A 24,421-nucleotide genomic window follows, 5' to 3' on the forward strand; every position below is an offset into this window, starting at 1 on the left:
CGTCGAGTTGGCTCGCCGCTAACCTGGCCGCCATCTCGCGATGGCATCTTGATCTCGTGCACAAGGTTCTGCCCGATACCTGGTTCCACCGCCTGTGCGCGGGCATCTCCGACCGCCTGCCGTTCGGGCTCGAACGCTTCGCGCCACCGACCGTCGTGGGCTATCTGCTGATCAGCGCGGTGTGCTTCACCGCCGACATGATCGTGCTCACCCTGTTGCACGGCACCCTCGGCACCCCGCTGCCGGTCGCGGTCACCACGGGTTACATCACCGCGTTCGGTTTGAGCTATGTGCTGAACCGCACGCTGAACTTCTCCTCGCACGCCGCGGTCGGACCGCAGCTCACCATCTATGTCGTCGTGGTCGTGGTGAACTACCTGGTCTTCATCCTCGGCGTCACCAGCGGATTGGCCACGATCGGCGTCGAATATCAGCTCGCCCGGGTGGCGGGCGGCATCGGCGAGGGCATCTATATGTACGCGGCTATGCGCTGGCTCGTCTTCCGCGGCGCAATGCGTCGATCGTGAAGATGGCCAGGGCCAGCCAGATGAGCGCGAAACCGGCCCAGCGCGAGGCGGGCATATCCTCGTGACCGATCGCCACACCCCAGGTCAGCTGTAGCGCCGGGGTCAGATATTGCAGGATTCCCATGGTGGACAGGGGAACTCGCGGCGCGGCCAGCGCGAAGCACAGCAGCGGTATGAGTGTGACCGGACCGGAGATCATCAGCAGCGCCGAATGCGAGACGCTGGAACCGAAGGTGGCGTTACCGGTGACGGCGAGCACCACCACGGCGATCACGGCGAACGGCGCGGCCGAAATGCCTTCCGCGGCAAGGCCGGGCAGGGCATCGAGGCGGATCACCTTCTTGATCAGCCCGTAGGTCGCGAACGAACAGGCCAGGATCAACGCGATCCAGGGCGGGCGGCCGTAGTCGATGGTCAGCACGATGACCGCGGTCGCGCCCAGACCCAGTGCGAGCCACTGCACCCGGCGCAGCCGCTCCCGAAAGATGATGACGCCGAACGCAACCGTCACCAGCGGATTGATGAAGTAGCCGAGCGCGCACTGCACGACCTGTTCGGACATGACGCCGTAGACGTACACGCCCCAATTGATGGACAGCGCAAGCGAAGCCGCCGCCGCCAGCCACCAGGTGCGGGCATCGATACCGCGCAGTTCGCGCAGGCGGCCGGAGATCAACAGGAGCAGCAGTGCCACGCCCAGGGTCCACAGAATCCGTTCGGCCAGCACCTCGACGGGGCTCGCGAATTTCAGCAGGCCGAAGAACGCCGGAAACAGGCCCCACATGAAGTACGCGCCGAAACCGAAGGCGACGCCCACCTGACCGGCCGAACGCCCGGCCCCGATACGGCTGGATTTCGCGGCATCCGCCTCGACGGCGGCGGGTCTGTCGGACACCCGTCAACGTTAGCCTGTGCAACGACCAGGCGACTATCGGATATTCGCCTTATAAGTCCCGCTTGCCGACGCGCTTCCGGCTTACCTGGGCAAACCCGGCTAACCGCACGCAAACCCTTAGGCTGTGAATCATGTCGATCACCGCACAGGCAGCGACGCCCGCGACCGGGCTCACCTCAGCGGAGGTGGAGCAAAGACGGCGCGACGGGCTCACCAATGATGTTCCCGAGCGGGCCTCCCGCTCGGTGCGAGATATCGTCAAGGCCAATATCTTCACCCGCATCAACGCCATCCTCAGTGTGCTTTTCGTGCTGGTGATCGCGACCGGATCGATCATCGACGGCATGTTCGGACTGCTCATCGTCGCGAACAGCGCGGTCGGCATCATCCAGGAATTGCGCGCCAAGAAGACCCTGGACGAATTGGCCATCGTCGGCCAGGCGCAGCCGGTGGTGCGGCGCGAGGGCCGGGCCAACGCGGTCGCACCGCAGGAGATCGTGCTCGATGACATCATCGAGCTCGGACCCGGCGATCAGATCGTGGTCGACGGCGAGGTCATCGAATCCGAACTGCTCGAGGTCGACGAATCACTGCTCACCGGTGAGGCCGATCCAATCGACAAAACCGTTGCGGCACCGGTCATGTCGGGCAGTTTCGTGGTCTCGGGCAGCGGCGCGTACCGGGCCACCAAGGTCGGCAAGGACGCCTACGCCGCCAAACTCGCCGATGAGGCCAGCAAGTTCACCCTGGTCAAATCCGAACTGCGCAATGGCATCGACACCATTCTCAAGGTCATTACCTACCTGCTGATTCCGGCGGGCCTGCTGTCCATCTACAACCAGCTGGTCTCCAGTAAGGAATCGTGGCGGCCCGCCGTCAACGGCATGGTCGCGGCGCTGGTGCCGATGGTGCCCGAGGGCCTGGTGCTGATGACCTCCATCGCCTTCGCGGTCGGCGTGGTCCGGCTCGGGCGGCGGCAGTGCCTGGTGCAGGAACTGCCCGCCATCGAGGGCCTGGCGCGCGTGGATGTGGTGTGCGCGGACAAGACCGGCACCCTGACCGAAAACGGTATGCGGCTCAGCGAGATTCGGCCGGTGCACGACAACGCGGTGGGCGAGGCGCTCTCCGGCGACAGCGAATTGACCCGGGTGCTGGCGGCCATGGCCTCGGATGATCCGCGACCCAATGCCAGTGTCGCGGCCATCGCCGAGGCGCTGCCGGATAAGCCGGGCTGGAAGACGACCGGCATCGCGCCGTTCTCCTCGGCCAAGAAGTGGAGTGGTTTCTCCTACGGCGACCATGGCAACTGGCTGCTCGGCGCACCCGATGTGCTGCTCGACCCGGATACCGAAACCGCCGCTGTCGCACAGGATATCGGCGCGAAGGGATTGCGCGTGCTGCTGCTGGCCGGCAGCGACCGGCCGGTGGACGCCCCCGACGCACCGGGCACCGTGACCCCCGCCGCGCTGGTGGTGCTGGAGCAGCGGGTGCGGCCCGATGCCAAGGAGACCCTGGAGTACTTCGACTCCCAGCATGTGGCGACCAAGGTCATCTCCGGTGACAATGCCGTCTCGGTGGGCGCGGTGGCGGCCTCGCTCGGCCTGGCGGGCGGTGACGATCCGGTCGACGCGCGCAAACTGCCGACCGATCAGAACGAGCTCGCCGATGTGCTCGATCACAAGACCGTCTTCGGCCGGGTGCGCCCGGATCAGAAGCGCGCCATGGTTTCCGCGCTGCAATCGCGCGGGCACACCGTCGCCATGACCGGTGACGGCGTCAACGACGTACTCGCGCTCAAGGACGCCGATATCGGCGTCGCCATGGGTTCGGGCAGCCCGGCCACCCGCTCGGTGGCGCAGATCGTGTTGCTGGACAACAGGTTCGCGACGCTGCCCTACGTGGTCGGTGAGGGCCGCCGGGTGATCGGCAATATCGAGCGCGTCTCGAATCTGTTCCTCACCAAGACCGTCTACTCGGTGGTGCTGGCATTCCTGGTCGGCATCGCGGGCATCGGCTCACAGATCTTCCACTACAAGGCGATCGGCTATCCGTTCCTGCCCCGGCACGTGACGATCGCGGCCTGGTTCACCATCGGCATTCCCGCGTTCATCCTGTCGCTCGCGCCGAACAATGAACGGGCCCGCACCGGATTCGTCGGGCGCGTCATGCGATTGGCGATTCCGTCCGGTCTGGTGATCGGCGTGATGACCTTCATCGCGTACCTGATCGCGTACCAGGGACCGGACGCGGGTGAGACCGCGAAGGTGCAGGCGGGCACCACCGCGCTCATCACGCTGCTGATCATCGCGGTGTGGGTGCTGGCCATCGTGGCGCGGCCGTGGAACTGGTGGAAGATGCTGCTCATCGCGGGTTCCGTTGCCGGATACCTGATTCTGTTCGCGGTGCCGTTCACCCGGCACTTCTTCAAACTGGATCCGAGCGATATCGCGCTCACCACTTCGGCGATCATCTGCGGTGCGATCGGCATCGTGCTGGTGGAGGTGGCGTGGTGGGTGAGCGCCAAATTGCAGGGCGAGACACCGCATCTGCTGCCTACCGCGCCGAGCGAAAACGACTGATCTTCACCGCATTCCGAATAGCGACGGCGGCGCACCGATACGGTGCGCCGCCGTTGTTGTCAAACATCCAAACTGGTCGCATGGTTTGGCTCGCCGGTGAACTGCCTTGTCCCGGACGTTTTTTGACCAGCGGGGTACCTTGTGCCCCATGGAGGTCCTGCTGCATCAGATCGACGCGTTCGCCGACGCACCGTTCTCGGGCAATCCCGCCGCGGTCATGCCGCTGCTGTGCTGGCTGCCCGATGAACTGCTGCAACATCTCGCCGAGGAGAACAATCTCGCCGAGACCGCCTTCTACACTTCGGCGCTACCCGCGGAGGCCGGTGCGGCACCGGACAACTCGCCCGCCTTCCATCTGCGCTGGTTCACCCCCGCCAATGAGGTCGACCTGTGCGGGCACGCCACGCTCGCCGCCGCGGCGCAGATTCTGGACGATATGCATCCCGGCGCGGATCGCGTGCACTTCTACACCCGCAGCGGCTGGCTGCGCGTCGACCGCGATCGCGATGATCTGGTGCTGGATCTGCCGACCGTCTCCTCGGTGGAGATCGATGTGCGCGAAGACATTCCGCGCGCGCTCGCCGCCGCGCTGGGGGTCAAACCGTTGCGCGCCTACGACGGCACCGATGTGGTGCTGCTGGTCACCTCGGAAGAGGAAGTGCGCCAGGCACATCCGGACTTCGCGGCGTTCCCGAAAATGCCGCGCGGCGCGATCATCACCGCCGCCGGAGCCGAATCCGATTTCGTCTCCCGCTTCTTCGCGCCCGGACAGGGCATTCCGGAGGATCCGGTCACCGGTTCCGCGCACGCCCAGCTCACCCCGCTGTGGAGTCGCGAACTCGGCCGCACCACCCTGTCCGCCCGCCAGCTCTCCGCCCGCGGCGGAGCGCTGCGCTGCACCCTCAGCGGCGACAGAGTCCGTCTGGCAGGCCGCTGCCACCGTTACCTGGACGGCGTAGTTCGCCTGGCGGACTGAACCCTCGTCATCCCGGCATGGTTTTGGCCGGGATCCACACCGGTTACGCCACAGCGGATTTGGTGGATCCCGGCCAAAAGCGCGCCGGGATGACGGGGTCAGCGGCGATTGACGATGGCGTCGGTGAGTGCCAGCAGATCGGCTTCCCGGTAGCCCGGGTAGCCGTGCAGCATGGCGCGCCACTCCGGCGGAATCGCGGACGCGCCCCAGCGCGCGCCCAGCAGGCCGCCCGCGATGGCGGCGGTGGTATCGGTATCGCCGCCCGCGCGTACCGCGAGTTCCAGTGCGGCGGGCAGGGTGTCGGCGTGGGTGATGGCCCACCACGCGGTCTGCAGGGCGTGCACCACCCAGCCGTTCTTCGGGAAGTCCGCGGGGACGCCGCATTCGGCCTTGTCCAGCAGCGGTCCCCAGAAACCCGCGTCCACCTTCGAAAGTGATTCGCGCACACCGTCATAGGTGCCGTACAGCACCGCGTGCCGAATGGCGCAGGTCCACAGTTTGCACGCCTGCATGGCCTGCATGTCGTAGTGCGTGAGCGAACTGACCACGGCCGCGCCCTTGGCGCAGTGCTCTTCGTCGTCGAGGTAGGCCAGCGCCACCGGCGCGGTGCGCATGAGCGAGCCGTTGCCCGCCTTCAAACCCTCCAGATCGTGCGCGCGCACCTGCATCTCGCGCCCGGTCGGGCTGCGCCACTGCAGTACCTGCCTGGTCTGCATGCCGATATCGGCGGGCTTGGAATCCCACCAGGCCAGGAATTCGGCCGCGACGGCGTCGAGGCCGGCCTCCTCGTGCAGGTTCGGCACCCGCGCCGCCGCGCGGGCGATGGCGATCGCCATGGAGGTGTCGTCGGTCCACTCCCCCGGCGCCCAGTTGAAACTGCCGCCGCCCTTCATCTCGATGACCACCTCGGGCCCGGGATGGGTGAACTCGTACCCCGCGCCCAGCGCATCGCCCGCCGCCGTACCCAGCAGCACCCCGGCCGCCCGGTCCGCCTGCTCCGCGGTCAGTTCCATCAGATCCCAGCCCCTCTCGATGAGCTCGCTGCCCTCACTCTCGCACGGACAGCTCTGCTGTCACGGTAGCTCTCCCGCGACGGCGCTCGTGCCGCGGCCGGGCGATGGTTGCGCTTCCTTGACGGTGCGAGCCGATCCGCGATTAGGGCAGATGTCCGATGGTGCGCGGATGCGGCCGCCCATAGTGTCGAGTCCGGGGGTTCACCGCCGGGTCGCACCGTGCCTACCCCCGTGCCGGAATCAGCGAAAGATGTTGCCGCGCAGTTCCGGTCGGGCGGAGTGGCGTGCGCGGCGGGAAAAGAGGACCACTCCATGACACACACCAGCCGCCCGCGCGCGATACGACGGACGCTGCCGCTGCTGGCGACGGTCGCGGCGCTCGGACTCATCGTGGGATGTTCGAGTGATCCGACCTCGGGACCGATCACGGTCAAGGGGTCACCGGCGGTCACCACCGTGAGCGCGGCCCCGACCACCACTACCACCGGGGCGAATCCGGGTGCGGCACAATCGGGCGGCGGACAGCAGCCGGGCGGCGCGGGACCGCAGCAGCAGCCCGGCGGCGCGCCGATCGACGAGCCGGGCCCCGCACCCGATCCGGGCACGGGCACCCCGCTCGGCACCGACCATTACGTGAAATGTACGGACAAGATCAATTACGCGGGTGACCCGCGCTCCAATGCCGAGATAAATCTCGAGGGCGAACGGCACGGCGGTGATTGCCCCGCCCCGATAACGTCGTCCCCCACGGCTGCGCCATCCACTGTCGCGGCGACGACAACCGTTGCGCCCCCGGCGGTTACGACCACCGTGAGCCCCGCGCCGACCACCACCGCGGCGGCGACCAGCGCACCCGCCGCCACCGAACCGGCGACCACGAGCGCGGCGAAATAGTCGACTAGACCTCGAGCTCCTCTTCGATGCCCCGCAGCCGGTGCCGCGCCATCGCGAGATTGGCGCGGCCCCGGTCCAGAGCCAGATACAGGAAGAGCCCCTTGGACTTTCGGCCCGTCATCGGCCGAATGATGTGGTACTGCGCGCCGAGGGTGATGAGAATGTCCTCGATATCCTCATTGATGCCGAGCTGATCGATGGTGCGCATCTTGGCGCGCACCACCTCGGTATTGCCCGCGGCGGCCACCTGCAGATCCAGGGCCTTGGAGCTGCCGAGCATGCCGAGCGCCATACCGCTGTTGTAATCGACCACGCAGGCGCCGACGGCACCGTCGATCACCATCATGTCCTTCAGTGCGATGTCCATGTTGGACATGGCCGTTCCTTTCAATCGGTGTTTCTCTTCGGGGTTTTCTTGACGTTGTTCGCCAATTCGGTCAGCTGATCGGCGATGGCGCGGGCCACCGGACGCGATTCCAGATGCAGGCGGCCCACATTCACCTCCGGACCCGCCAAAACCGTCAGTGAGGCCGTCCAACCGGCCGCGTAGATGACCACGTATCCGCCGGAGCCGTGCACCACGACCTCGTGAAAGCCACCGCCGTGCGCGGTGGTGGCCAGCCGATGCGAGAGCGACAGCTGGGAGGCGGTGAGCGCGGCCATGCCGGTGGGTTCGATATGCGGCGGCAGATCGTGTGCGATGAGCAGCCCGTCGGTGGAGGCCACCAGGGTGCCGGTCAGCCGAGGTACGCTGTCGCGCAACAACTTCAGCTGTGCCAGCAGCACCGTATTCGGTTCGGGTCGCGAAATCGCCACCTTTGTCATCCTTCTTCCCATCATTTCGCCGAGCCGCCTCCTGCGCGCGGTCACACCAGCTCCTCCAAGGCCGCCTCCCATTCCGTCCGCCGGGCCTGATCCGTTTGATCGAACGCGGCCGCTGTGCGGTCATGCCAGCTCCTCCAGTGCCGCCCGGACACGGACGAGCACTTCACGGTCGATGGGTTTCCAGCGTTCCGGAGCGGGAGTCGTTGCCCCGGAACGCGCGCGGCGGCGGGGAAGCTGTGCGGGCGGCTGCGAGGCCGCCGGTTCCGGATCCGATCCGGGGCCGCCGAGTGCCAGCGGCGGCAGACGATCCGCCGCCGCCCGGCGCGCGTTCAGCGCGATCAACGGCGCGACCTGCGCGTCGGCGGCATGGCGCGGAGCGGTGAGGCGCACGGGCGGTTCGATCAGCCCGGCCTCGGTGAGTTCGCGGACGGCGGTGAGACAGCCGTAGGTGGTGCGGCCCAGATACTCGGCCAGGGTGGTGATGCTGCGGCGCGCGTCGGCGGCGGCGAGCATTTCGGCCTGACCGCCGGTGAGCATGACGCGGCGTTTCGGGATGCGGCGGGCCGGGACCACGGGGGCGCGGTCGACCAGCGTCACCGGCCACGGCCCGGCCTCGGGATCGCCTCGGCGCGAACACTCTTCGACGAGGGCGGGCGGTGCCACCTTGCAGACGGGGGCCAGCCAATGCGCGGGCGCGGGCTGGAATTCCGGGGTGGCCGGGGTCGCCAGCAGGAAGTAGGCGGCATCGAAAACCGAGAGCAGCGCCAGGGTTTCGAGTTGTGGGCGGTGCAGCAGCGGACCGAGATCTCCGGTCTCGGCCCGCCGCCACTCCTCCGGGGTCGCCACACCCGCTTCGACCACCAGGCGATCGAGCCCAGTAGTCCGGCGGCAATCGGCGCAGGCGATCGTACCCTCGGCCAGATGGAATGCGCCATCTCCCGCGTGCAGTACGCCCGTCGAGCCTTCCGCAGCCAATCTCCGCAATTCGCTTGCGAGTTCAGCGCTCATGACCGCCCTCGGTGAATTCGGCCAGAATTCCGCGCAGGCGGAAACGGGCCATACCGAGATTTCCGGTTTCGTCATCGAAGAGCACGTGGACGAACAGTCGTCCGTCGAAGTCCCCCTTGACGAGATTCAACAGGTGGTACCCGCGAGTGCCGCACACGATGATCTCGGAGATGTCATCGTCGTCCGAGCCACTCGCCAGCGCCGGGCAGCCGAGCACCGCGCGCACCACATCCGTGCTAGCCGCGGCATCCTCGTGCTGATCGAGGGGGTCCTGCCGCCCCGCCCCCGCTACCGCGAGCCCGCTCGCACCATCTACCAGCGTCACACTGCGCGCACCTGGAATATCCATGATCCGCTGCAGGCAGCCGTCTATACCGATCACCGCGTCACCGCTTTGTCTGATAAGCCATTTGGCGATCCAGACGCTACACACGCGCCGCGCGAGCTGTACCCCGTTTGCGCGAGAATTACGCGTACCCAAAGCATTCCCCCAGTAAACCTCTGAAGAATACCCCTCGGTACTCAATACCTCGCAGTACCAACAAGATTCGAAATGAAATATTCACTCGAATTGTTTGCTGGAATCCCCCGTCCAGCAAACCCTATGCTGATCATTAACCGCACTCACCTACCGACCGGCAGGGGCGATGTCAGTTGTCGGGGACGGGGCCGTCATTGGGACCCGCATCGGCGAGGTCCCGCTGTTCGGGAAGCAGCGGCGCGACGGCGAAAACGGCCGCGGAGGCATCGGCGGGCAGCGCCTCCACCGCGCGAATTCCGGGGCGGGCAGCCAGGTTTCGGAGTTGTTCGAGGTTGCCGTGCACGACCAGGCTCACCAGGCAAGGGCAATTGGCGCGCAGGCGGGCTGCGACCACGGCATTGGTGCGGACATCGCGGTCGTTGTAGGCCTGCGCCACACCCATTGCGGCCGCAGCCGAACGCTGGGAGGCCAGCGCGGCGGCTTCGCTCGCCGGGAGCGGAATATCCAGCACCGGGGTGGCGACCCGGTCTATCGCCACGTGGTAGACCGCGTCCGAGATACGCAGGCCGCCACTGTATTCGGGAATGTGATCGGCCGAAATGCCTTCGGTGAAGGAGATCAGCGCCCAATGCTCATCGGTATCGCCGCCACGCAAAGTGTCCTGGGCGCGCGCCAGGTACCGCGCCACCGGCTCGCTGTTCTCCGGTCCCAGCCGATCGGTGGCGATGATGCCCTTGCGCGGCGGAATCGCCCAGCCCAGCAGCACGATCAGGATCACCAGCAGCGCCGCCGCCGACCAACCCGCGATCCGCCGCGCCCGGCCATCATCGATGAGGGCGCTGACCGCCCGGCCGAACTGCACGCGTAACTCCTTGTGCTCGTGAATCAGTGCGTGCGCAAGACTTCCAGAGCGTGCTCCAGATCGGCGGGGTATTCGCTGGTGATCTCGATCCAGCGGCCGTCCGCCGGATGGTTGAAACCGAGCTGGCGGGCGTGCAGCCACTGGCGTTCCAGACCCAGGCGTTCGGCCAGGCGCGGATCCGCGCCGTAGGTCAGATCACCGCAGCAGGGATGCCGGACGGCGGAGAAATGCACGCGAATCTGGTGTGTGCGACCGGTTTCCAGATGGATGTCGAGCAGGCTCGCCGACTGGAAGGCCTCCACCGTGTCGTAGTGCGTGACGCTGGGGCGGCCGTCCGCGGTGACCGCGAACTTCCAGTCGTTACCGCGGGCACGGCCGATCGGGGCGTCGATGGTGCCGCTGCTGGGATCCGGATGACCCTGCACCAGAGCGTGATAGCGCTTATCCACGGTGCGCTGTTTGAACGCGCGCTTCAGCACGGTGTAGGCGTGCTCGGACTGCGCCACCACCATGACACCGGAGGTGCCCACATCCAGGCGGTGCACGATCCCCTGGCGCTCATGCGCGCCCGAGGTGGAGATGCGGTAGCCCATCGCCGCCAGACCGCCGACCACCGTCGGGCCGGTCCAGCCGACACCGGTGTGCGCGGCCACGCCGACCGGCTTGTCGACCGCGACGATATCGTCATCGGCGTAGAGGATCCGCATACCGTCGACGGGGGTGGCCTCGACGGTGAGTTCGCGCTTGGGCTCGGGGAATTCGACCTCCAGCCAGGAGCCCGCGTTCAACCGGTCGGACTTGCCCGCCGCCACACCGTCCAACTGGACCGAACCGTCCTCGGCCATACTGGCGACGGCAGTGCGCGACAGGCCCAGCAAACGGGACAGTCCGGCATCGACACGCATGCCGTCCAAACCATCCGGCACCGGCATACTGCGGGTTTCCCTCATACGGTCTTCTCCTCCGCGCTCTCGTCCTCCTCGTGCCGATGCGCACGCGTGCCATCGGGTTCGAAACCGAACACCGTCAACGCCACCAGTAATGCGGCGCCGCAGACAATCGCCGAATCGGCGACATTGAACACCGGCCACCAGCCGACCGCCACGAAATCCACCACGTGACCCTGCAGCGGGCCGGGCGCGCGGAACAGGCGATCGATCAGATTGCCCAGTGCGCCACCGAGCACCATGCCCAGGCCGATCGCCCACGGCAGCGACCGCATGGTGCGGCCGATCCGGACCACACCGATCACCACGGCCGCGGCGACCAGGGTCAGCAGCCAGGTCATACCGGTCGCCATCGAGAACGCCGCGCCCGGATTGCGCACCAGGGTCAACCGCACCACATCGTCGATGATGTGGATCGGGCGGCCGGGAGTCAGCTTGGCGACCACGATGCACTTGGTCAGCAGATCCAGGCCGAGCAAGACCGCGGCCACGATCAACAGCGTGCGCAGCCGCAGCGGCTGGGCGGTGTCGGGCTCGGCGACAGCGGGGCTCGCGGATTCGGCGGCAACAGGGGTCGCTGGCTCAGCGGCAACAGGGGTCGCGGGCTCGGCGCTAACAGGGGTCGCGGGGTCCACGGCAGCGTCCGGATTCGGCTTGGCCGGGGTGCCGAGGGGTGCGCTATCTGCTGGCGACTCGCCTGGTTCGTCTGCGCCGGATTCGCGCGGCCGGTCGGTACTCACCCTTGACATCATTCCCTATGGCCATTCCGTGCCCGATGGCCGGACGGCGCGCCCGCATCCCAAGCTGATTATCAGGAAGTGGCCGTAACCTGTTCGACGTGACGGTGTTGTCTTCATCCCCCGGTTCGGCGAACGCCACCGCACGCTGTACCCGTACCCCCGGCCGCGCCCGGCCGGGACAGCGCGCCACCCGATCCGGCGTCCTTCTCATCGTGCTCGCGGTCACCCTGTCGGCCTTCGGCGTCGGCTGCAGCGACCGCTCCGAGACCACCACCGAATCCGAGGGCGCGGAGCCGCTCGGCATCGGTAAAGAGGTCACCATGCCGATCGCGGCGGTGACCACCACGGTGCTCGATCCGGGCGCCGAACCGCGTGCCGCGCTGCGGCCGACCTTGCCGCCGGGCACCACCCAGCAGGTCACGCTGCGCACCGACCATCACATCGAACAGCAGATCGGCACGCAGGCCGTGCGCGATTTCTCCCCGCCCGCGGTGACCATTCCGCTCACCGCCGAGGCGGGGAACGACGGGGTGGAGCTCACCCTCGGCACCGTCACCTCCCCCGATCCCGCGCTCGCCAAAGCGCTACTGCCCGCTGACGGTTCGCGCGCCGGGCTCGATATGAGCGAGCTGGGCGCCATCACCGCGCTGCGCCTCGCGCCCAAGGCCGCCACCTCCGATGCCGCGCGCGCCGCGCTGGAGCAGGCGTTCTACCAGGCCGTCTACCAATCCGTGGCATTCCCGGACGATCCCGTCGGCGAAGGCGCGGCATGGACCGTGCGGCAACAGGTTTCCGGCAGCGTGCCGCTGGAACAGGTCACCACCGCGACGCTCACCCATCGCGAGGGCAATCTGCTCACCATCCAGCTCGATGTGACGCAGACCCCGAAATCCACGGTGTGGCATCTGCCCAATGAGGCCGGGCAACTGGAGATCATCGACTACCTCATGCGCGGCACCGGCGTGATCACCGTGGATCTCGGTATGCCGCTACCGGTTTCGGGCTCGGTCGAAGTGGGCGGCAACCAGGCCTACCGCGATCCGCACAGCGCGGTCACCCTGCGCCAGACGCTACGCACCCAGGTGCAGTGGGGCGCCTGACACGCGCGGGCGGGGCTGCGCGCGCGGAAATCACCGGCCGGGGCATGATGGCGGCGTGAACCTCCGTTATCGGCCGCGCGGGCGCACCGCGCTGGCCGCCCTGCTCGGCGTGAGCGCCGTGGCGCTGTCCGCCTGCGGCTCACATGATTCCGCGCCCGCATTGCCCACGCTCGGGCCGGTGGTGCAGCCGACCGTGCCGAGCAATGTGCCGGTGCCGGATGTGACGGCGCTGCGCAACGGGCTGCTGGACGCGACGCAACTGCCCACCGGATACACCTCGCTCGGCGATCCGCCGACCGGCAGCACCACCGGGGCGGGCGCGGGCACCAACCCGGCGCAGTGCGCGAAGGTGCTCGCGCCCATCGCCGAACAGGCCACCAACGCCGCCACCCGCGCGGCGGCGCAATACGGCGGACCGGATTTCGAGAGCATCGATATCGACGCCGCCGCCTACGCGAGCGGCGCAGCGGCGCAGGCGTTCTCCTCGGTGCAGGCGCTGTTGCGCGCCTGTGCCAGCTACTCCAGCACCGATCCGGACGGCACCAAGGTCGAATATCAGGTCGGCGGACTGGACCAGCCTGCCTCGGGCGACGCCTCATTCGCCTTCCGCGTGCACACCACCAGCCAGGGATTGACCCTCTACTCCGCGGTGACGGTGTCACTGGTCGGCGCGACCGTCGTGCAGTTCTCCATGTCCGGTGCGAAAGAGCCCGACCCGCAACAGCTCACCGCGCTCACGGTGGCCCAGGTGAACAAGCTGCGCGGCCAACCCGCGCCGTAGCCGATAGCACGCACCCGAAACGAGTTCCGCCCCCGCTGTTTTCAGCGGGGGCGGAATGTTCTACTTCCAGCCGTTCACATTGATCGGACCCGGAGTCCAGAGCCCCGAATGGGTTTCGGGGGTGATCACCGGGCGGCCGGTGATGGCGGTGTCGTCGATGCGGGAGAACTGTTGCAGCTCACCCCAATCGCGTCGCCAATCCTGATTCAGGTAGGTCGCCAGGGTGTGCGGGCGCAACAGCATGGTGCTCCAGCCGAGCGGACCGCCGCCGTCGTGGTTCTCCCACAGGTTGGTGTCATGCGCGCCGCCGCGATCCGGCAGGATGCGGTAGCCCGGCACCTCGGCGATGCCGACGTGATGGTCGAACGGGCGCTGGCACGGGAATTGCAGGCCCACCGCCCAATCCAGCAGCACCGGCTGCTGTGAACCGATCAGATCCTGCAGGATGCGGGTCTGCGGAACGCGCGGCGGAGTCAGCGCCACCCACTGCTTGGGATCCCGATCGCGATCGGTGGCGACAATGCGGATGACCGTGGCATCGGCGGGGATGTCGGTGAACGGGACCCGCAGATTACGCCAGGTCGGCGTGGGACCGATATCGATCGGGGTGATGCGGCCCTGCGGCTCCAGATCGGCTGTGCCGTACTCGATTTCGACGGACTGGCCGGGGGTCACCACCCCGTACTGATCCACCGAGCGAATCCGCCCGGCCGCCGTGATCGCGACAATGCCCTTGCGATCGGCCGCCGCGGGCAACCGGTACCAGCCCGTGGTGAGCTCGGCGACCGATTCGCTCGAGCCATTACTGCCCAGCACCGGCACCTTGGCCGGATTCAAGCCGAAAGGCAGTGCGGTGGTGGTGGTTCCGGACTCGCTGTCACTGGACTTGTTGGTCAGCGTGGTGGTGATGGCGCTGGTGTCGACCTCATCGTCGGCGCGCATATCGGTGGCGACACCGGACGGGCTGAACCCCTTGACATCGGCGGTGAAGGTGCCGAACACATCCCCGTTCACCGGGGTCAGCATGCCGTCATTGGGATCGGTCTCCACCAGCACATCTCGCGCCATGCCGCACGGTTGTCCCAGTACCGCGGCGGTATTCGAGCGCGCCAGCGAGAACGCCGGATACTGCGAATACGCCGCCTTCGCGAACGAGCCAACCTCGACCAGCACCATCAGCGCCGCGGCCAGAGTGAGCGGCGACAAGGCCGCCAATCGCCACGCGCGCGGCGAAATACGATGCGGGGCAGCCGGTTCCGGAGCCCGCACATGCCACCACCCGGCCAGTACCAACAGCAGCAGGGCGAGCACCAGGAACAGCTTGTTCACCCCGATACCCGCGATCAGCGGCGGCTTGTCATTGAACGGGATGCCGAAATTGGAGACGTACCACCAGCCGTTCATGCTGGAGAACGTCAGCGCCAGCGCGAACGCCACCACCGCGGCGAACAGTGCCCGGTTGCGCGGTGAGCGCATTACCTTGGGGCCCAGCGCGACCGCCGCGAGCACACCGATCACGCCCGCCAGCCCGGCGTAGACGCCATTGTGGTGCGTCCACTTGGTGGGGGTCGTCATCATCAGCAGGATCACACCGACGGTGCTGCCCAGCACCCGCCGCGCCGGACCGGACGCCACCGTGGGAATCCGGCCGCCCTTGCGCAGCAATACGAACGCGCACGCGGCCATGCCCAGCCACAGCATGAACATGCCGAACCGGCGCGCCACCGAACCGTCGATCGAGACCATGAACAGGTACTGGTAGCGCAGATATTCGTCCGGCCACTTCACATTCGGGCCGACGATATTGTGCACGCGCTTCATCTCGAACATGGCGGCGAGGGTTTCCACGCCGAACATGGCGACCAGCACCACGGTTCCGGCGGCCACCAGCGGGGTCGCCAGGGTGAGATAGGCAACGAAACGGCTGCGCAGGATTCGCAGTGCGCTCGCACCCTCCGGAACCGGCTTGCTCAACGCCCGTGCGCGGTTATCCAGCACCCGCCACATCGGGCGGATACCGGCCAGCAGCGGGGCGAAGCAGATGACGCCCGACGGGCCGACCGTACAGCTGAACGCGCCGATGGCGATCGCGATGCCGTACGGCAGCAGGCGGCGGGTGGCGATGGCGCGCTCGACCGAGACCCAGGTGAGCAGTACGCCCATCGCCACCATGGCCTCGGGGCGCAGGCCGTTGTTGTACGGCAGCCAGATGGTCAGGAAACCGAGCGCACCCGTCCACACCGCGACCCGATTGCGGCGAATCCGCGCGCCCAGGCGCGGAATCACCTCGCGGCTGATCACCAGCCAGCAGATGAAACCGGCCAGCAGCGCGGGCAGGCGCACGAACGGGCTCGCGACGCTGATCTCGGCGAGCCGGCCGATCAGGTCGTAATACGGTGTGCCGACCGGGTTTTCGGGGACGCCGAAGTACGCGAAGTAATTCGCCATATAGCCCGCGTGGATGGAGGTGCGGCCCATACCGAACTGGTAGCCGTCATCGGAGGTCGTGGAACCGATGAAATGCCACAGCAGCAGCGTGCCCAGCACGAACGCGTCCACGAGGGAGAACGACCACCAGCGCTGCGGCAGGAATCGGCGGGCGCGACGGCCGTCCAGACGATCCAGGCGGTGCAGCGCGAACAGGGCCAGCACGGTGGCGAGCACGGCCGTCCACAGGGCGATGCGCTTGATCAGCGTCGGATGCGCGGAGAAGCGGCTGTCGAGTTTCGCGGTGGCGGTGACGCCGTCCGGGGCGGGCAGCTCGGTGAAGAAGCCGACCAGCTGCGGGCGATAGTCTCCATCGAGTGTGACGGGAGACACATTCGAACCGGTGAGAACCGCGGTGGCCCGGGTCATTTCGGTGTGCACGGTGAGCACGCAACCGGCCGGGAGCTGGTCCAGCGGGACGCTCACCAGGGTCTGATCCTGCAATACCGCTTCGAATTTGCCGGGTGTGACGACGCCTTCGGCATCGGTGGTGGCGGCGGTCACATGCGCCGCGAACCCGTATCGATCGCGATTCGGCGCACCGTTCGGCCCCGTCGCGAGCAGTGTCCCGCCCTGCGAACCGAGCTGCGCCGCAGCCGAACACGGAACACTCGCGTCAAAACTCAACGGCGCGTAGGAAATCAGCGGCGCTTCCACGCTCTTGGCCGAATCCCCCTGCGGCCAGGACAGTGTCGCGGCATCCACCTTGACCGGCAACACCGGCACCGCGATGGCCGCCAGCACGGCGATCAACCCCGCGATCAGAGCGACCGGCCGTTCCCAACCCCCGTATCTTCGCCGAGCGGTCTCGGGTCCAGCACTACCGGCGGAATCCTGCCCCGCCTTCTCCATCACGTCGGTCACGATCGCAGATATTAAGGGGCGTTCCTGATAACCCGCTCTCGAGTCACCCACCACCCCGCCGACCAGCCCCTTCCGACTCCCGCGCGGGCTCAGAGCCGAATCCGAGCTCGGGCTCCGACTCAGGCGCGGGCTCCGGTTCCGGCTCTGGTTCGGGCTCGGGCTGGGGCTCAGGTTCCGGCTCGGGCTCGGGCTCTGGTTCGGGCTCGGGCTCGGGCTCGGGCTCAGGTTCCGGTTCCGGTTCCGGCTCTGGCTCGGGCTCGGGCTCGGGTTCCGGCTCCGGTTCCGGCTCGGGCTCGGGCTCTGGTTCCGGCTCGGGCTCTGGTTGACACCCCACGTCCGGTCGGGGCGCGGGTTCCGGAATACGGTGCGGTCGATTTTCAGGCTCGGGACGGTGCTCGGGCTCGGATCCAGGTTCCGGCACCGGCTGAGGCTCGGGGACCGGCTCAGGTTCGGGCGTCGGTTCGGCGATCGACTCCGGCACCCAGAAGCCACGGTCGGGAGCCTCGGGCGACTCGTACTCGACGATCGGGGGCAACCCGAAATACCGTGGGGTGTAGGGAATCTTCGACGTCGTGTCGTACTCGTGCCCGTGCGGCGAGATCGGGAGATCAGGTAGACCCGCTCGCGAAGACCGCGGCGCGGGAGGCGCTTCGGGAACCACCGAGCGTGGTGAACCGACAGGTTCGACACGTTTGGGCGGGGTCGGCTGATGACCGAACTCGCCGGACGGCGAGGGCGCACCCTGCGGTGAGGCACCGGCGGCCGCGGGTGGTAGGGCCGGGGCGGGCGCGGACGCTCGCGGCGAATGCGACTCGACCGGAACAGCTTTCGGACCGCCACCGGGTGCGGAGGACTCGGCTACCGGCCCGGGTCGAGGGGCTACCGGTGCGGATTGCGACGCTTCGGGCCGCAGGTGCGGAACCGGGTTGGCGACGGGCTCCCCGACATGATCGACATCGAGGCCCAGTTGACGGCCCGCATGCCGCAGCTTTCCCAACTGCTCATCGAGCTGCGCGTGCATCGCCGACTGCTCGGAGGGGCCGAGCCCGGCCGCATCCACCATCTCGCCGGCGGCATGTAATTCGGCAATGCGCTGCAGCACCGGATCACCGCCTGCCCGACACGGCTGCTCGGCCGTCATACCGCCGGGATCGGGGGCCGACTCCGGAGCCGGAGCCGGAACCTGGGGCTGGGGCTGGGGCTCACTGGCTCTCAGTTGAGGATGCGCATCGAGGAGGTTCGTGATCTGCTCGTCGAGCTGTGTGCGCATCGCGGCGTGTTCGGTCGGGCCCAGGCCCGAGGCGTCGAGCAGGTCGGCGGTCGCCCGCAGTTCGGCGATCCGGCGGGCTGCCTCGGTGCCGGGATCCGATATGAGCCGTTCGATGCTCGACGCCGATTCGTCCGGTGTGGCGGCGCGGGGAACCTCGACGTCGGCACTACCGGCCCGGACCGTCGATTCGGCGGCGGTGTCGTCCTTCGCCCGGGTGGGCTGATGCTCGGGGGCGCTCGCCCGGGGCGGCTCCGCGACGACCGGTTTGTCCGGGGTCGCCGGACGTTGCGGTGCAACGGGTTCGACGGATTCGACTCGGCCCGCCTGTGGACGGGATGTGCCCGAGCCGGGATGAGCGCCGCGGGAAGGCGCACCGGACGGCGGTTGCTGACCGTGCGTGGATCCGGTCGGTCCGGGTTGCACGGTGGGCGGGTGCACCGAATCAGGCTGCGCCGCGTTCTTCTTCGCGGGCTCGGGGTGGGGAGTGGTGCCGTCGGGGCCGCCGAAGTGCGCGCCGTCGGGAGCGTTGAAGCGGCGGACGCCACCCGGATGGGGGGCGGTGGTGGGGTGGCGGAGGCCCTTGGTGCCGCCGGTGAGGGCGCCGAAGGCGGCGCCGTTGGTGAGCAGGCGCGGGTCCCAGGTGAAACCGTTCAGAGCCCCGCCAACGCCCCAGGCACCTACCGCGCCGATCATGCCTGCGCCCGCTCCGACGGCTGCGCCTCGGAACGTGTTGGGAATTCGCGTGTCCGGGAGAGGGAGGTGGTTTGCGGCCTTGCCGAGGAGGTCGCCGGCCGGGCCGCCGATGGCTCCCGCGGCCGCGGCGGTGAGGGCGGTGTTGCCCACTCGGGTCCAGTCGACGTCTTCGCGGTGACCGGCGGCCACCTGGCCGACCTGGATCGCGAGGTCCTGGCCCGCGCCGAGGGCGGTGCTGATCGCTACGTGTTTCATGGTGAATTTCGCCAGCGCGGCTACGGCCAATTTCATTGTCTCGCGGGCGATTTCACTGATCGCGCGACCGGCCAGTTGCCGAATGGCCACGCGGGTGGTGACGATGGCGGCGGCTTCCACGGCGGGGGCGGTGGGTGGGAACAGCCAGGCGGCGGCCATCTCGATGGCGAGCATGGCCAGGGAGCTGATGACGAGGATCTTGGTGTATTCGATCTCGGTGCCGAGGGCGTCGGCGCCGGCGGCGACCGTATCGAGGATTCTCGCGAATTCCTCGAGGGATTGGGAACCGTGCTCGAGCCGGTCGAGGGATTCGGCGATCGACTCGATGCCTTCGCCCCACGGGTAGGCGGCCAGGGTGGCGTACTTGGCCGCTGTCACCTCATCCAGCAGAGCGCGGATTTCCCCCGCGGCCGTTCGCCAATCGGAGCCGATGGCCCACATCCGGTCTTCATCGCCTTCGGGCCAGTCCGACCCGGCGACCCAGCCCAGTACATCGGGGAGGTCGAAGCCCAAAGCCGTTACGCCCCGCCGAAATCGCGCGCGCCACGATGGTCGTTCCGCTCCAGCAGGCCGGCGGCGTCCCGCTGTCCATCGGCATAGGACTTGAATGTGCCTGCCAGATGGGTGAATCCGGTTTTCAGGTTCGCGTGGGCGGCGGTGTAACCCTGGTCGCCCTCGGCGAATGTCGCGCCGTAGCCGTCGTCACCCCACGCCGCGCCCTGGGCCGCCAGCGAGTGCTCGAGCCTGCTCAGGATGTCGGTGACACGCAGGTGCAGTTCATCCATTTGCCCTGCGGCACCGCGCAATCGGCTCGCACTCGCCCCAACCTTGGCTGCCACCGCAACTCCTCCACCGCATTCGACCGGAGTAGCACGATCGCATGGCCGGAACCGCGCCGGACAGATGACCGCGCCGGAATTAACGCGCTTCTGACAACCGCTGCGGCCCAACCGATCCCGCGTTGACGAGTTATTGACGCCCCGGATAACGCTCCGCCAGCGCGCCGATGATGTCCAGGCATTCGCGCGCACACCGCTCGATGATCTCCGCCACCGGTTCGACGGTATCGATGCGGCCCGCGACCTGCCCGCTCAGGGCGATGGCGGCCTCCATATCGCCGCCGAAGTACAGCTCCATGGCATTGCCGAACAGTGCCATCGCATTGGTATCGGTATCGAACTCCAGCGCGGTGGTGCGGCCGGTACGCAACGCCCGAAGTGCGGGTTTGGCATGGCGATTCAGGAAAACCGTATCGGTCTCGCGGGCGGCGAGCACGGCCTGCTTCCAGTTGTCGTGAATGGGGCTCTCGGCCGCCGACACCATGCGGGTGCCCATCTGCACCCCTTCCGCGCCGAGCGCGAACGCCGCCGCCATGGACGCCCCGTCCACGAAACCGCCCGCGGCGATGATGGGCACATCCACCTTGGAGGCGATCAACGGCAGCAACACCATGCTGGATACCGGCTGCGGACTCTTGAAGCCACCGCCCTCACCGCCCTCGACGACGAGCCCGTCCACCCCGGCGTCGACCGCGCGCAGCGCGCCTTCCAGATTGGGCACCACGTGAAATACGGTGAGCCCATTCGCCTTCAACGACGCCGTGTATTTCGTCGGACTGCCCGCCGATGTCGTGACGAATGAAACCCCTTGTTCGGCAACGAAATCCACGATGCCGGGATCCCGCACGAACGCCTGCGCGATATTCACCCCGAACGGCTTGTCGGTGAGCTCTCGCATGGCCAGGATCTCCTGCCGGATGACATCGAGCTCCCCCGAAGAGGTTTCGATGATCCCCAGCGCCCCGGCATTGCTCACCGCACTGGCCAGCCGCGACCGCGCGATCCAGCCCATCGGCGCCTGCACGATCGGAATGTCCACGCCGAGCAGTTCGGTGACCCGGTTGGTGAATCGCGATGTCGAAACCATGCGTCCGTCCTACCATCCCCGCACCGTGCGCGAACAGTGCGCGAATCGCCTGTCCCGCACAGCGAGCGAGCCCGCCGTCCACACGGGACGACGGGCTCGCTGCGGGAAGAACTACGTGCAGGCCGGGGAGGTCTGGTTGGCCAGCGACAGCATGTTGCAGATCCATTCCTTCTGGACCTTCCACTTGCCGTCCTCGGCGACGAAGGGCACCACGGCGTTCTGCGGTGCGCCACCGGCGACGGCGACCTGCGCGTCGGCGGTCAGCGTGCCATTGCCCAGATCGGTCACACCGGTGACGGTGATGGTGGCCTGGTTCTGCTTGTAGGCGTCGATCATGCGCGTGGGCAGGCTCGGATCGGCCTGCACGCCCTGCATCATGTCCAGCTTCTCGGCATCGGGAATCGCCGGATCCAGTGCCTTCTGCAGCTGGGCGTTCAGGTCCGCCGCCGTGGGAGCGGGCGGGTAATTCTGGGCGGCGGTGGTCTGCGAGGTGGAGGTCTTGGTGGGCTTGGTGGACTCCTTCTTGTCACCGTCGCCACACGCCGACAGCCCGAGTACCGTCACGACAGCCAAGGTGGCGACCGCGATACGTCCAGTCTTCTGAAGCTTCAACTGCTCGTCCTTTGCGTTCGAGAAGGTCCGTTTCGACTACGTGACAACGCGGCAAACCGATCGGCAACGCTGCACGACGACACAGAGGCTACCAACGTGGTCGGCGAGAATCCGCCTCCGAACACGCTGCGACCGCACTTTCAGTCCGAATCCTCATAATTGGCGCATTCATCCCTTAAACGCGGCCCACCAGCGGATGTGTCGTTCACTCCAGGCTGCGCAGCGGATCCGCCCGCGTCAGCGCCGGATCCGCGGCCGAAAAGGTGCGCGCCGCGCCGGGACCGGTGGAACGGGTCTCGAACCGCACCGTCACCACCCCGTGCCCCGCGCCCTGCACCCAGCCGTGCCCGAATTCCGGATGCGCGACATCCAATCCCGGATACCAGCTCTCCTTGGCGTAGGACCGGGTGGCGGGCGGCACCTCGGGCACCGGCCCCGCCGCGATGCCCAAAGTCGGCTCCTCCGAGACCGATTCGCCGCCCTCCACGGCCTGATCCAATTCCGGGAACAGCGATTCCTGCCGAATCTCCGACAGCCCCGCGAATCCCACACCCACCAGGCGAATCGGCCCCAACTCCACCGGATCGATGGCCGAGCGCTGCGCCGCAGCGGTGAGCGTGGCCAAATCCTCGGTGGCGTACGGCAGCGTGAACGATCGCGTCACGATGCTCATATCCCGGCGCTTGAGTTTGAGCACCACGGTGCGCGCGGCCCGCCCGTCCGCGGTGAGCCGCCGATGCGCGGACACCGCCATGGCATCGATGGCCGGGCGCAGCTGCGGCAGCGTGACGATATCGGTCTCATAGGTGGTCTCGGCGCTGATCTGCTTGGCCTCGGCGCGCTCGGCCACCGGGCGATCATCGATACCGCGCGCCAGCCGATGCAGCGCGATCCCCATGGCGCCACCCAGAATCGAGGACGCCTCGGACTCCGGCAGCGCGGCCAATGCTCCGACGGTCTCGATTCCCAGTGTGCGCAAACGACTTTCGGCCACCGGCCCGATCCCCCAGAGTCGGCGCACCGGTAGCGCGGCCAGGAAACGCTGCTGCTCCCCCGGCGAAATGACCCGCACCCCATCGGGTTTGGCCATATCGGAGGCGATCTTGGCCAGCTGCTTACCGCTGCCCGCACCCACCGAGGCCACCAGACCGGTGCGCTCGCGCACCAGCGCGCGCAGCTCCTCACAGAAGTCGAGCACCTCGCGCGCGGTGGCCCCGGCCAATTCGGCGGGCTCACCGAACGCCTCGTCGAAGGACAGCGTCTCCAGCACCGGGATCCGCGACCGCATGGTCTCGAACACCTGCCCGCTCAGCTCGCCGTACACCGCCCCGCGCGGCGGCACCACCACCGCGTTCGCACCCACCAGCCGCCGCGCCTGATGCATGGGCATGGCCGACCGCGCCCCGAACACCCGCGCCTCATAACTCGCGCCCGCCACCACGCCGCGCCCGCCCATACCGCCGACGAGCACCGGCCGCCCGCGCAGCGTGGGCCGGGTCAGCTGTTCGACCGAGGCGAAGAAGGCGTCCATATCCATATGCAGCACCCAGCGCCGCCCGCGCTGATCGTTCGCTGTGTGACCGCTCCCGGGTTGCTGCGAATCCGCCCCGCCGCCCGCAGCCGGCGCACCGACCCCGCCCGCACCCGCGAGCGCGCCACGACCAGGCACGATGCGCTCGGGCGCGGAATGGGCAGAGGTGTTCACGCTCGGGAATCTACGCGCCACTACCGACAGGTAGGGCCAAGGCGGTGTGTGAGGATGGATGTCATGACGATTCGCAAGGCCGTGATTCCCGCGGCGGGCATCGGCTCCCGCCTGCTGCCCCTGACCAAGGCGATCCCCAAGGAAATGCTCGCGGTCGGCGATAAGCCGGTCATCGAACACACGGTGCGTGAGCTGGTGGACTCCGGCATCACCGATATCACCATCGTGGTGAGCGGCGGAAAGTCATTGATCCAGGACCACTTCCGGCCCAACCCGCAATTGGTCGCGCAACTGCGCGCCGACGGCAAGGCCGCCTACGCCGACGCGGTGGAGGAGGTCGGCGAACTGAGCCGACAGGGTCATATCACCTACCTCGATCAGCACGGCCCGTACGGCAACGGCACGCCGGTCCTGAATGCCGCCCGCACCCTCGGTGATGAGCCCATGCTGGTGCTGTGGCCCGATGACGTATTCGTCGCCGGGGTGCCGCGCGCCCAGCAGCTCATCAACGCCTACGAGAAGACCGGCGCGCCCGTCCTGGCCCTGGTGCCGATGGACCCCTCCGAATCCCAGCGCTACGGCGTCCCGGTGGTGGAGGAGACCGAGGCCGACGGCCTCATGCGGATCAGCGGCCTGATCGAGAAGCCCAAGCCCGCCGACGCGCCGTCCGGCTTCGCCGCCATCGGCGGGTACGTGGTGACGCCCGGCATCATCGCGGAATTGCGCCGCCAGGTGGACAACTGGTACACGCATCGCACCGGCGAGGTCTACCTCACCGACGCCATCAATATCTTCGCGGCCTCGAATCCAGTGTACGGCCAGGTCATTCGCGGTACCTGGTACGACACCGGCAATCCGGCCGACTACCTGGTGGCCCAATTCGCCTCCGCGCTGGCACATCCCGAGTACGGTCCGCTGTTGCGCCAGCTCGTGAAGGAGTAGGCGCGCGTCACAAACACGCCAGCGTCCAATTGGTCAAAA

The 24,421-nt window shown here is 67.8% G+C and carries 21 protein-coding genes and 1 pseudogene; 7 read left to right on the top strand and 15 right to left on the bottom strand.

The features are described from left to right. Window positions 1-56 precede the first annotated feature (56 nt). Window positions 57-527, top strand: coding sequence for a GtrA family protein (locus ACFVUS_RS39745; RefSeq protein ID WP_387779288.1), 471 nt, complete (start codon window positions 57-59; stop codon window positions 525-527). On the opposite strand, the gene rarD is transcribed toward ACFVUS_RS39745, so the two are convergent. Beyond that, entirely contained in the window at window positions 484-1,371 is an 888-nt protein-coding gene (rarD, locus tag ACFVUS_RS39750) for an EamA family transporter RarD (RefSeq protein ID WP_387779913.1), read from the bottom strand. The two genes, ACFVUS_RS39745 and rarD, sit on opposite strands and share 44 nt — an antisense overlap. A gap of 182 nt (window positions 1,372-1,553) precedes the next feature. Here rarD and ACFVUS_RS39755 point away from each other — a divergent pair, with 182 nt between their 5' ends. Further along, entirely contained in the window at window positions 1,554-4,001 is a 2,448-nt protein-coding gene (locus tag ACFVUS_RS39755; RefSeq protein ID WP_387779291.1) for an HAD-IC family P-type ATPase, read from the top strand. A 148-nt stretch (window positions 4,002-4,149) separates the two neighbouring features. After that, the gene (locus ACFVUS_RS39760) at window positions 4,150-4,977 is read left to right on the top strand and encodes a PhzF family phenazine biosynthesis protein (protein ID WP_387779294.1); all 828 of its coding nucleotides are present in this window, start codon (window positions 4,150-4,152) and stop codon (window positions 4,975-4,977) included. A 98-nt stretch (window positions 4,978-5,075) separates the two neighbouring features. Here ACFVUS_RS39760 and ACFVUS_RS39765 read toward each other — a convergent pair whose 3' ends face one another. Beyond that, a complete protein-coding gene (locus tag ACFVUS_RS39765) occupies window positions 5,076-5,990 on the bottom strand; it encodes an ADP-ribosylglycohydrolase family protein (RefSeq protein WP_387779297.1) in 915 nt (304 codons plus the stop codon). Window positions 5,991-6,302: 312 nt separating this feature from the next. On the opposite strand from ACFVUS_RS39765, the gene ACFVUS_RS39770 reads away from it, so the two are divergent. Continuing rightward, the gene (locus ACFVUS_RS39770) at window positions 6,303-6,884 is read left to right on the top strand and encodes a hypothetical protein (RefSeq protein WP_387779300.1); all 582 of its coding nucleotides are present in this window, start codon (window positions 6,303-6,305) and stop codon (window positions 6,882-6,884) included. A gap of 4 nt (window positions 6,885-6,888) precedes the next feature. Here ACFVUS_RS39770 and ACFVUS_RS39775 read toward each other — a convergent pair whose 3' ends face one another. The 7 genes from ACFVUS_RS39775 to lspA all read right to left on the bottom strand — a co-directional run bounded on the left by ACFVUS_RS39775 (window position 6,889) and on the right by lspA (window position 11,756). Further along, window positions 6,889-7,260, bottom strand: a complete 372-nt coding sequence (locus tag ACFVUS_RS39775; RefSeq protein ID WP_364643586.1) for a hypothetical protein — start codon at window positions 7,258-7,260, stop codon at window positions 6,889-6,891. An 11-nt stretch (window positions 7,261-7,271) separates the two neighbouring features. Continuing rightward, on the bottom strand, window positions 7,272-7,709 hold the full coding sequence (locus ACFVUS_RS39780; protein ID WP_364643589.1) for a roadblock/LC7 domain-containing protein: 438 nt from the start codon (window positions 7,707-7,709) through the stop codon (window positions 7,272-7,274). 120 nt (window positions 7,710-7,829) lie between these two features. Continuing rightward, window positions 7,830-8,717, bottom strand: a complete 888-nt coding sequence (locus ACFVUS_RS39785) for a hypothetical protein (protein ID WP_387779304.1) — start codon at window positions 8,715-8,717, stop codon at window positions 7,830-7,832. Beyond that, window positions 8,707-9,042, bottom strand: coding sequence for a hypothetical protein (locus tag ACFVUS_RS39790; RefSeq protein ID WP_387779307.1), 336 nt, complete (start codon window positions 9,040-9,042; stop codon window positions 8,707-8,709). The genes ACFVUS_RS39785 and ACFVUS_RS39790 overlap by 11 nt, the downstream gene beginning before the upstream one ends. A gap of 325 nt (window positions 9,043-9,367) precedes the next feature. Further along, window positions 9,368-10,060 carry a hypothetical protein gene (locus ACFVUS_RS39795; protein ID WP_387779310.1) on the bottom strand — a complete coding sequence of 231 codons (693 nt, stop codon included), beginning with the start codon at window positions 10,058-10,060 and terminating at the stop codon, window positions 9,368-9,370. 23 nt (window positions 10,061-10,083) lie between these two features. Beyond that, window positions 10,084-11,010: an RluA family pseudouridine synthase gene (locus tag ACFVUS_RS39800; protein ID WP_387779313.1), complete on the bottom strand. Its 927-nt coding sequence runs from the start codon at window positions 11,008-11,010 to the stop codon at window positions 10,084-10,086. After that, window positions 11,007-11,756, bottom strand: a complete 750-nt coding sequence (gene lspA, locus ACFVUS_RS39805; RefSeq protein ID WP_387779316.1) for a signal peptidase II — start codon at window positions 11,754-11,756, stop codon at window positions 11,007-11,009. The genes ACFVUS_RS39800 and lspA overlap by 4 nt, the downstream gene beginning before the upstream one ends. A gap of 888 nt (window positions 11,757-12,644) precedes the next feature. Here lspA and ACFVUS_RS39810 point away from each other — a divergent pair. Together ACFVUS_RS39810 and ACFVUS_RS39815 are read left to right on the top strand one after the other, a co-directional pair. Continuing rightward, window positions 12,645-12,713 (top strand): annotated as a pseudogene (locus ACFVUS_RS39810) (hypothetical protein); the annotation flags it as partial. Window positions 12,714-12,902: 189 nt separating this feature from the next. Beyond that, window positions 12,903-13,628 carry a hypothetical protein gene (locus ACFVUS_RS39815; RefSeq protein ID WP_387779319.1) on the top strand — a complete coding sequence of 242 codons (726 nt, stop codon included), beginning with the start codon at window positions 12,903-12,905 and terminating at the stop codon, window positions 13,626-13,628. 60 nt (window positions 13,629-13,688) lie between these two features. Here the strand turns inward: ACFVUS_RS39815 and ACFVUS_RS39820 are convergent, their stop codons facing one another. The 6 genes from ACFVUS_RS39820 to ACFVUS_RS39845 all read right to left on the bottom strand — a co-directional run bounded on the left by ACFVUS_RS39820 (window position 13,689) and on the right by ACFVUS_RS39845 (window position 23,272). Continuing rightward, window positions 13,689-16,979: an arabinosyltransferase domain-containing protein gene (locus ACFVUS_RS39820; protein ID WP_387779322.1), complete on the bottom strand. Its 3,291-nt coding sequence runs from the start codon at window positions 16,977-16,979 to the stop codon at window positions 13,689-13,691. A gap of 43 nt (window positions 16,980-17,022) precedes the next feature. Beyond that, on the bottom strand, window positions 17,023-19,710 hold the full coding sequence (locus tag ACFVUS_RS39825; protein WP_387779325.1) for a hypothetical protein: 2,688 nt from the start codon (window positions 19,708-19,710) through the stop codon (window positions 17,023-17,025). Window positions 19,711-19,715: 5 nt separating this feature from the next. After that, complete coding sequence (locus ACFVUS_RS39830) at window positions 19,716-20,036, bottom strand: hypothetical protein (protein WP_387779328.1); 321 nt, start codon at window positions 20,034-20,036, stop codon at window positions 19,716-19,718. A gap of 130 nt (window positions 20,037-20,166) precedes the next feature. Further along, window positions 20,167-21,123 (bottom strand): NAD(P)H-dependent flavin oxidoreductase, encoded by a 957-nt coding sequence (locus ACFVUS_RS39835; RefSeq protein ID WP_387779331.1) that lies wholly within the window; start codon window positions 21,121-21,123, stop codon window positions 20,167-20,169. Window positions 21,124-21,234: 111 nt separating this feature from the next. Beyond that, window positions 21,235-21,735 carry a hypothetical protein gene (locus ACFVUS_RS39840; protein WP_387779334.1) on the bottom strand — a complete coding sequence of 167 codons (501 nt, stop codon included), beginning with the start codon at window positions 21,733-21,735 and terminating at the stop codon, window positions 21,235-21,237. A 205-nt stretch (window positions 21,736-21,940) separates the two neighbouring features. Further along, complete coding sequence (locus ACFVUS_RS39845) at window positions 21,941-23,272, bottom strand: DNA polymerase IV (RefSeq protein WP_387779916.1); 1,332 nt, start codon at window positions 23,270-23,272, stop codon at window positions 21,941-21,943. Window positions 23,273-23,503: 231 nt separating this feature from the next. Between ACFVUS_RS39845 and ACFVUS_RS39850 the strand changes: the two genes are divergently transcribed. Beyond that, window positions 23,504-24,382, top strand: coding sequence for a UTP--glucose-1-phosphate uridylyltransferase (locus ACFVUS_RS39850; RefSeq protein ID WP_387779337.1), 879 nt, complete (start codon window positions 23,504-23,506; stop codon window positions 24,380-24,382). Window positions 24,383-24,421: the final 39 nt, after the last annotated feature.

The organism is Nocardia sp. NPDC058058 (genome assembly GCF_042885355.1).
Lineage (GTDB): Bacteria > Actinomycetota > Actinomycetes > Mycobacteriales > Mycobacteriaceae > Nocardia.

Bases quoted from the DNA above. Each gene is read 5' to 3' on its own strand.
- ACFVUS_RS39850 (WP_387779337.1), top strand. From the start codon at position 23,504: ATGACGATTCGCAAGGCCGTGATTCCCGCGGCGGGCATCGGCTCCCGC.
- ACFVUS_RS39835 (WP_387779331.1), bottom strand. From the start codon at position 21,123: ATGGTTTCGACATCGCGATTCACCAACCGGGTCACCGAACTGCTCGGC.
- ACFVUS_RS39760 (WP_387779294.1), top strand. From the start codon at position 4,150: ATGGAGGTCCTGCTGCATCAGATCGACGCGTTCGCCGACGCACCGTTC.
- ACFVUS_RS39785 (WP_387779304.1), bottom strand. From the start codon at position 8,717: ATGAGCGCTGAACTCGCAAGCGAATTGCGGAGATTGGCTGCGGAAGGC.
- ACFVUS_RS39765 (WP_387779297.1), bottom strand. From the start codon at position 5,990: ATGGAACTGACCGCGGAGCAGGCGGACCGGGCGGCCGGGGTGCTGCTG.
- ACFVUS_RS39845 (WP_387779916.1), bottom strand. From the start codon at position 23,272: ATGGATATGGACGCCTTCTTCGCCTCGGTCGAACAGCTGACCCGGCCC.
- ACFVUS_RS39780 (WP_364643589.1), bottom strand. From the start codon at position 7,709: ATGACAAAGGTGGCGATTTCGCGACCCGAACCGAATACGGTGCTGCTG.
- ACFVUS_RS39775 (WP_364643586.1), bottom strand. From the start codon at position 7,260: ATGTCCAACATGGACATCGCACTGAAGGACATGATGGTGATCGACGGT.
- lspA (WP_387779316.1), bottom strand. From the start codon at position 11,756: ATGTCAAGGGTGAGTACCGACCGGCCGCGCGAATCCGGCGCAGACGAA.
- ACFVUS_RS39800 (WP_387779313.1), bottom strand. From the start codon at position 11,010: ATGAGGGAAACCCGCAGTATGCCGGTGCCGGATGGTTTGGACGGCATG.
- ACFVUS_RS39770 (WP_387779300.1), top strand. From the start codon at position 6,303: ATGACACACACCAGCCGCCCGCGCGCGATACGACGGACGCTGCCGCTG.
- ACFVUS_RS39755 (WP_387779291.1), top strand. From the start codon at position 1,554: ATGTCGATCACCGCACAGGCAGCGACGCCCGCGACCGGGCTCACCTCA.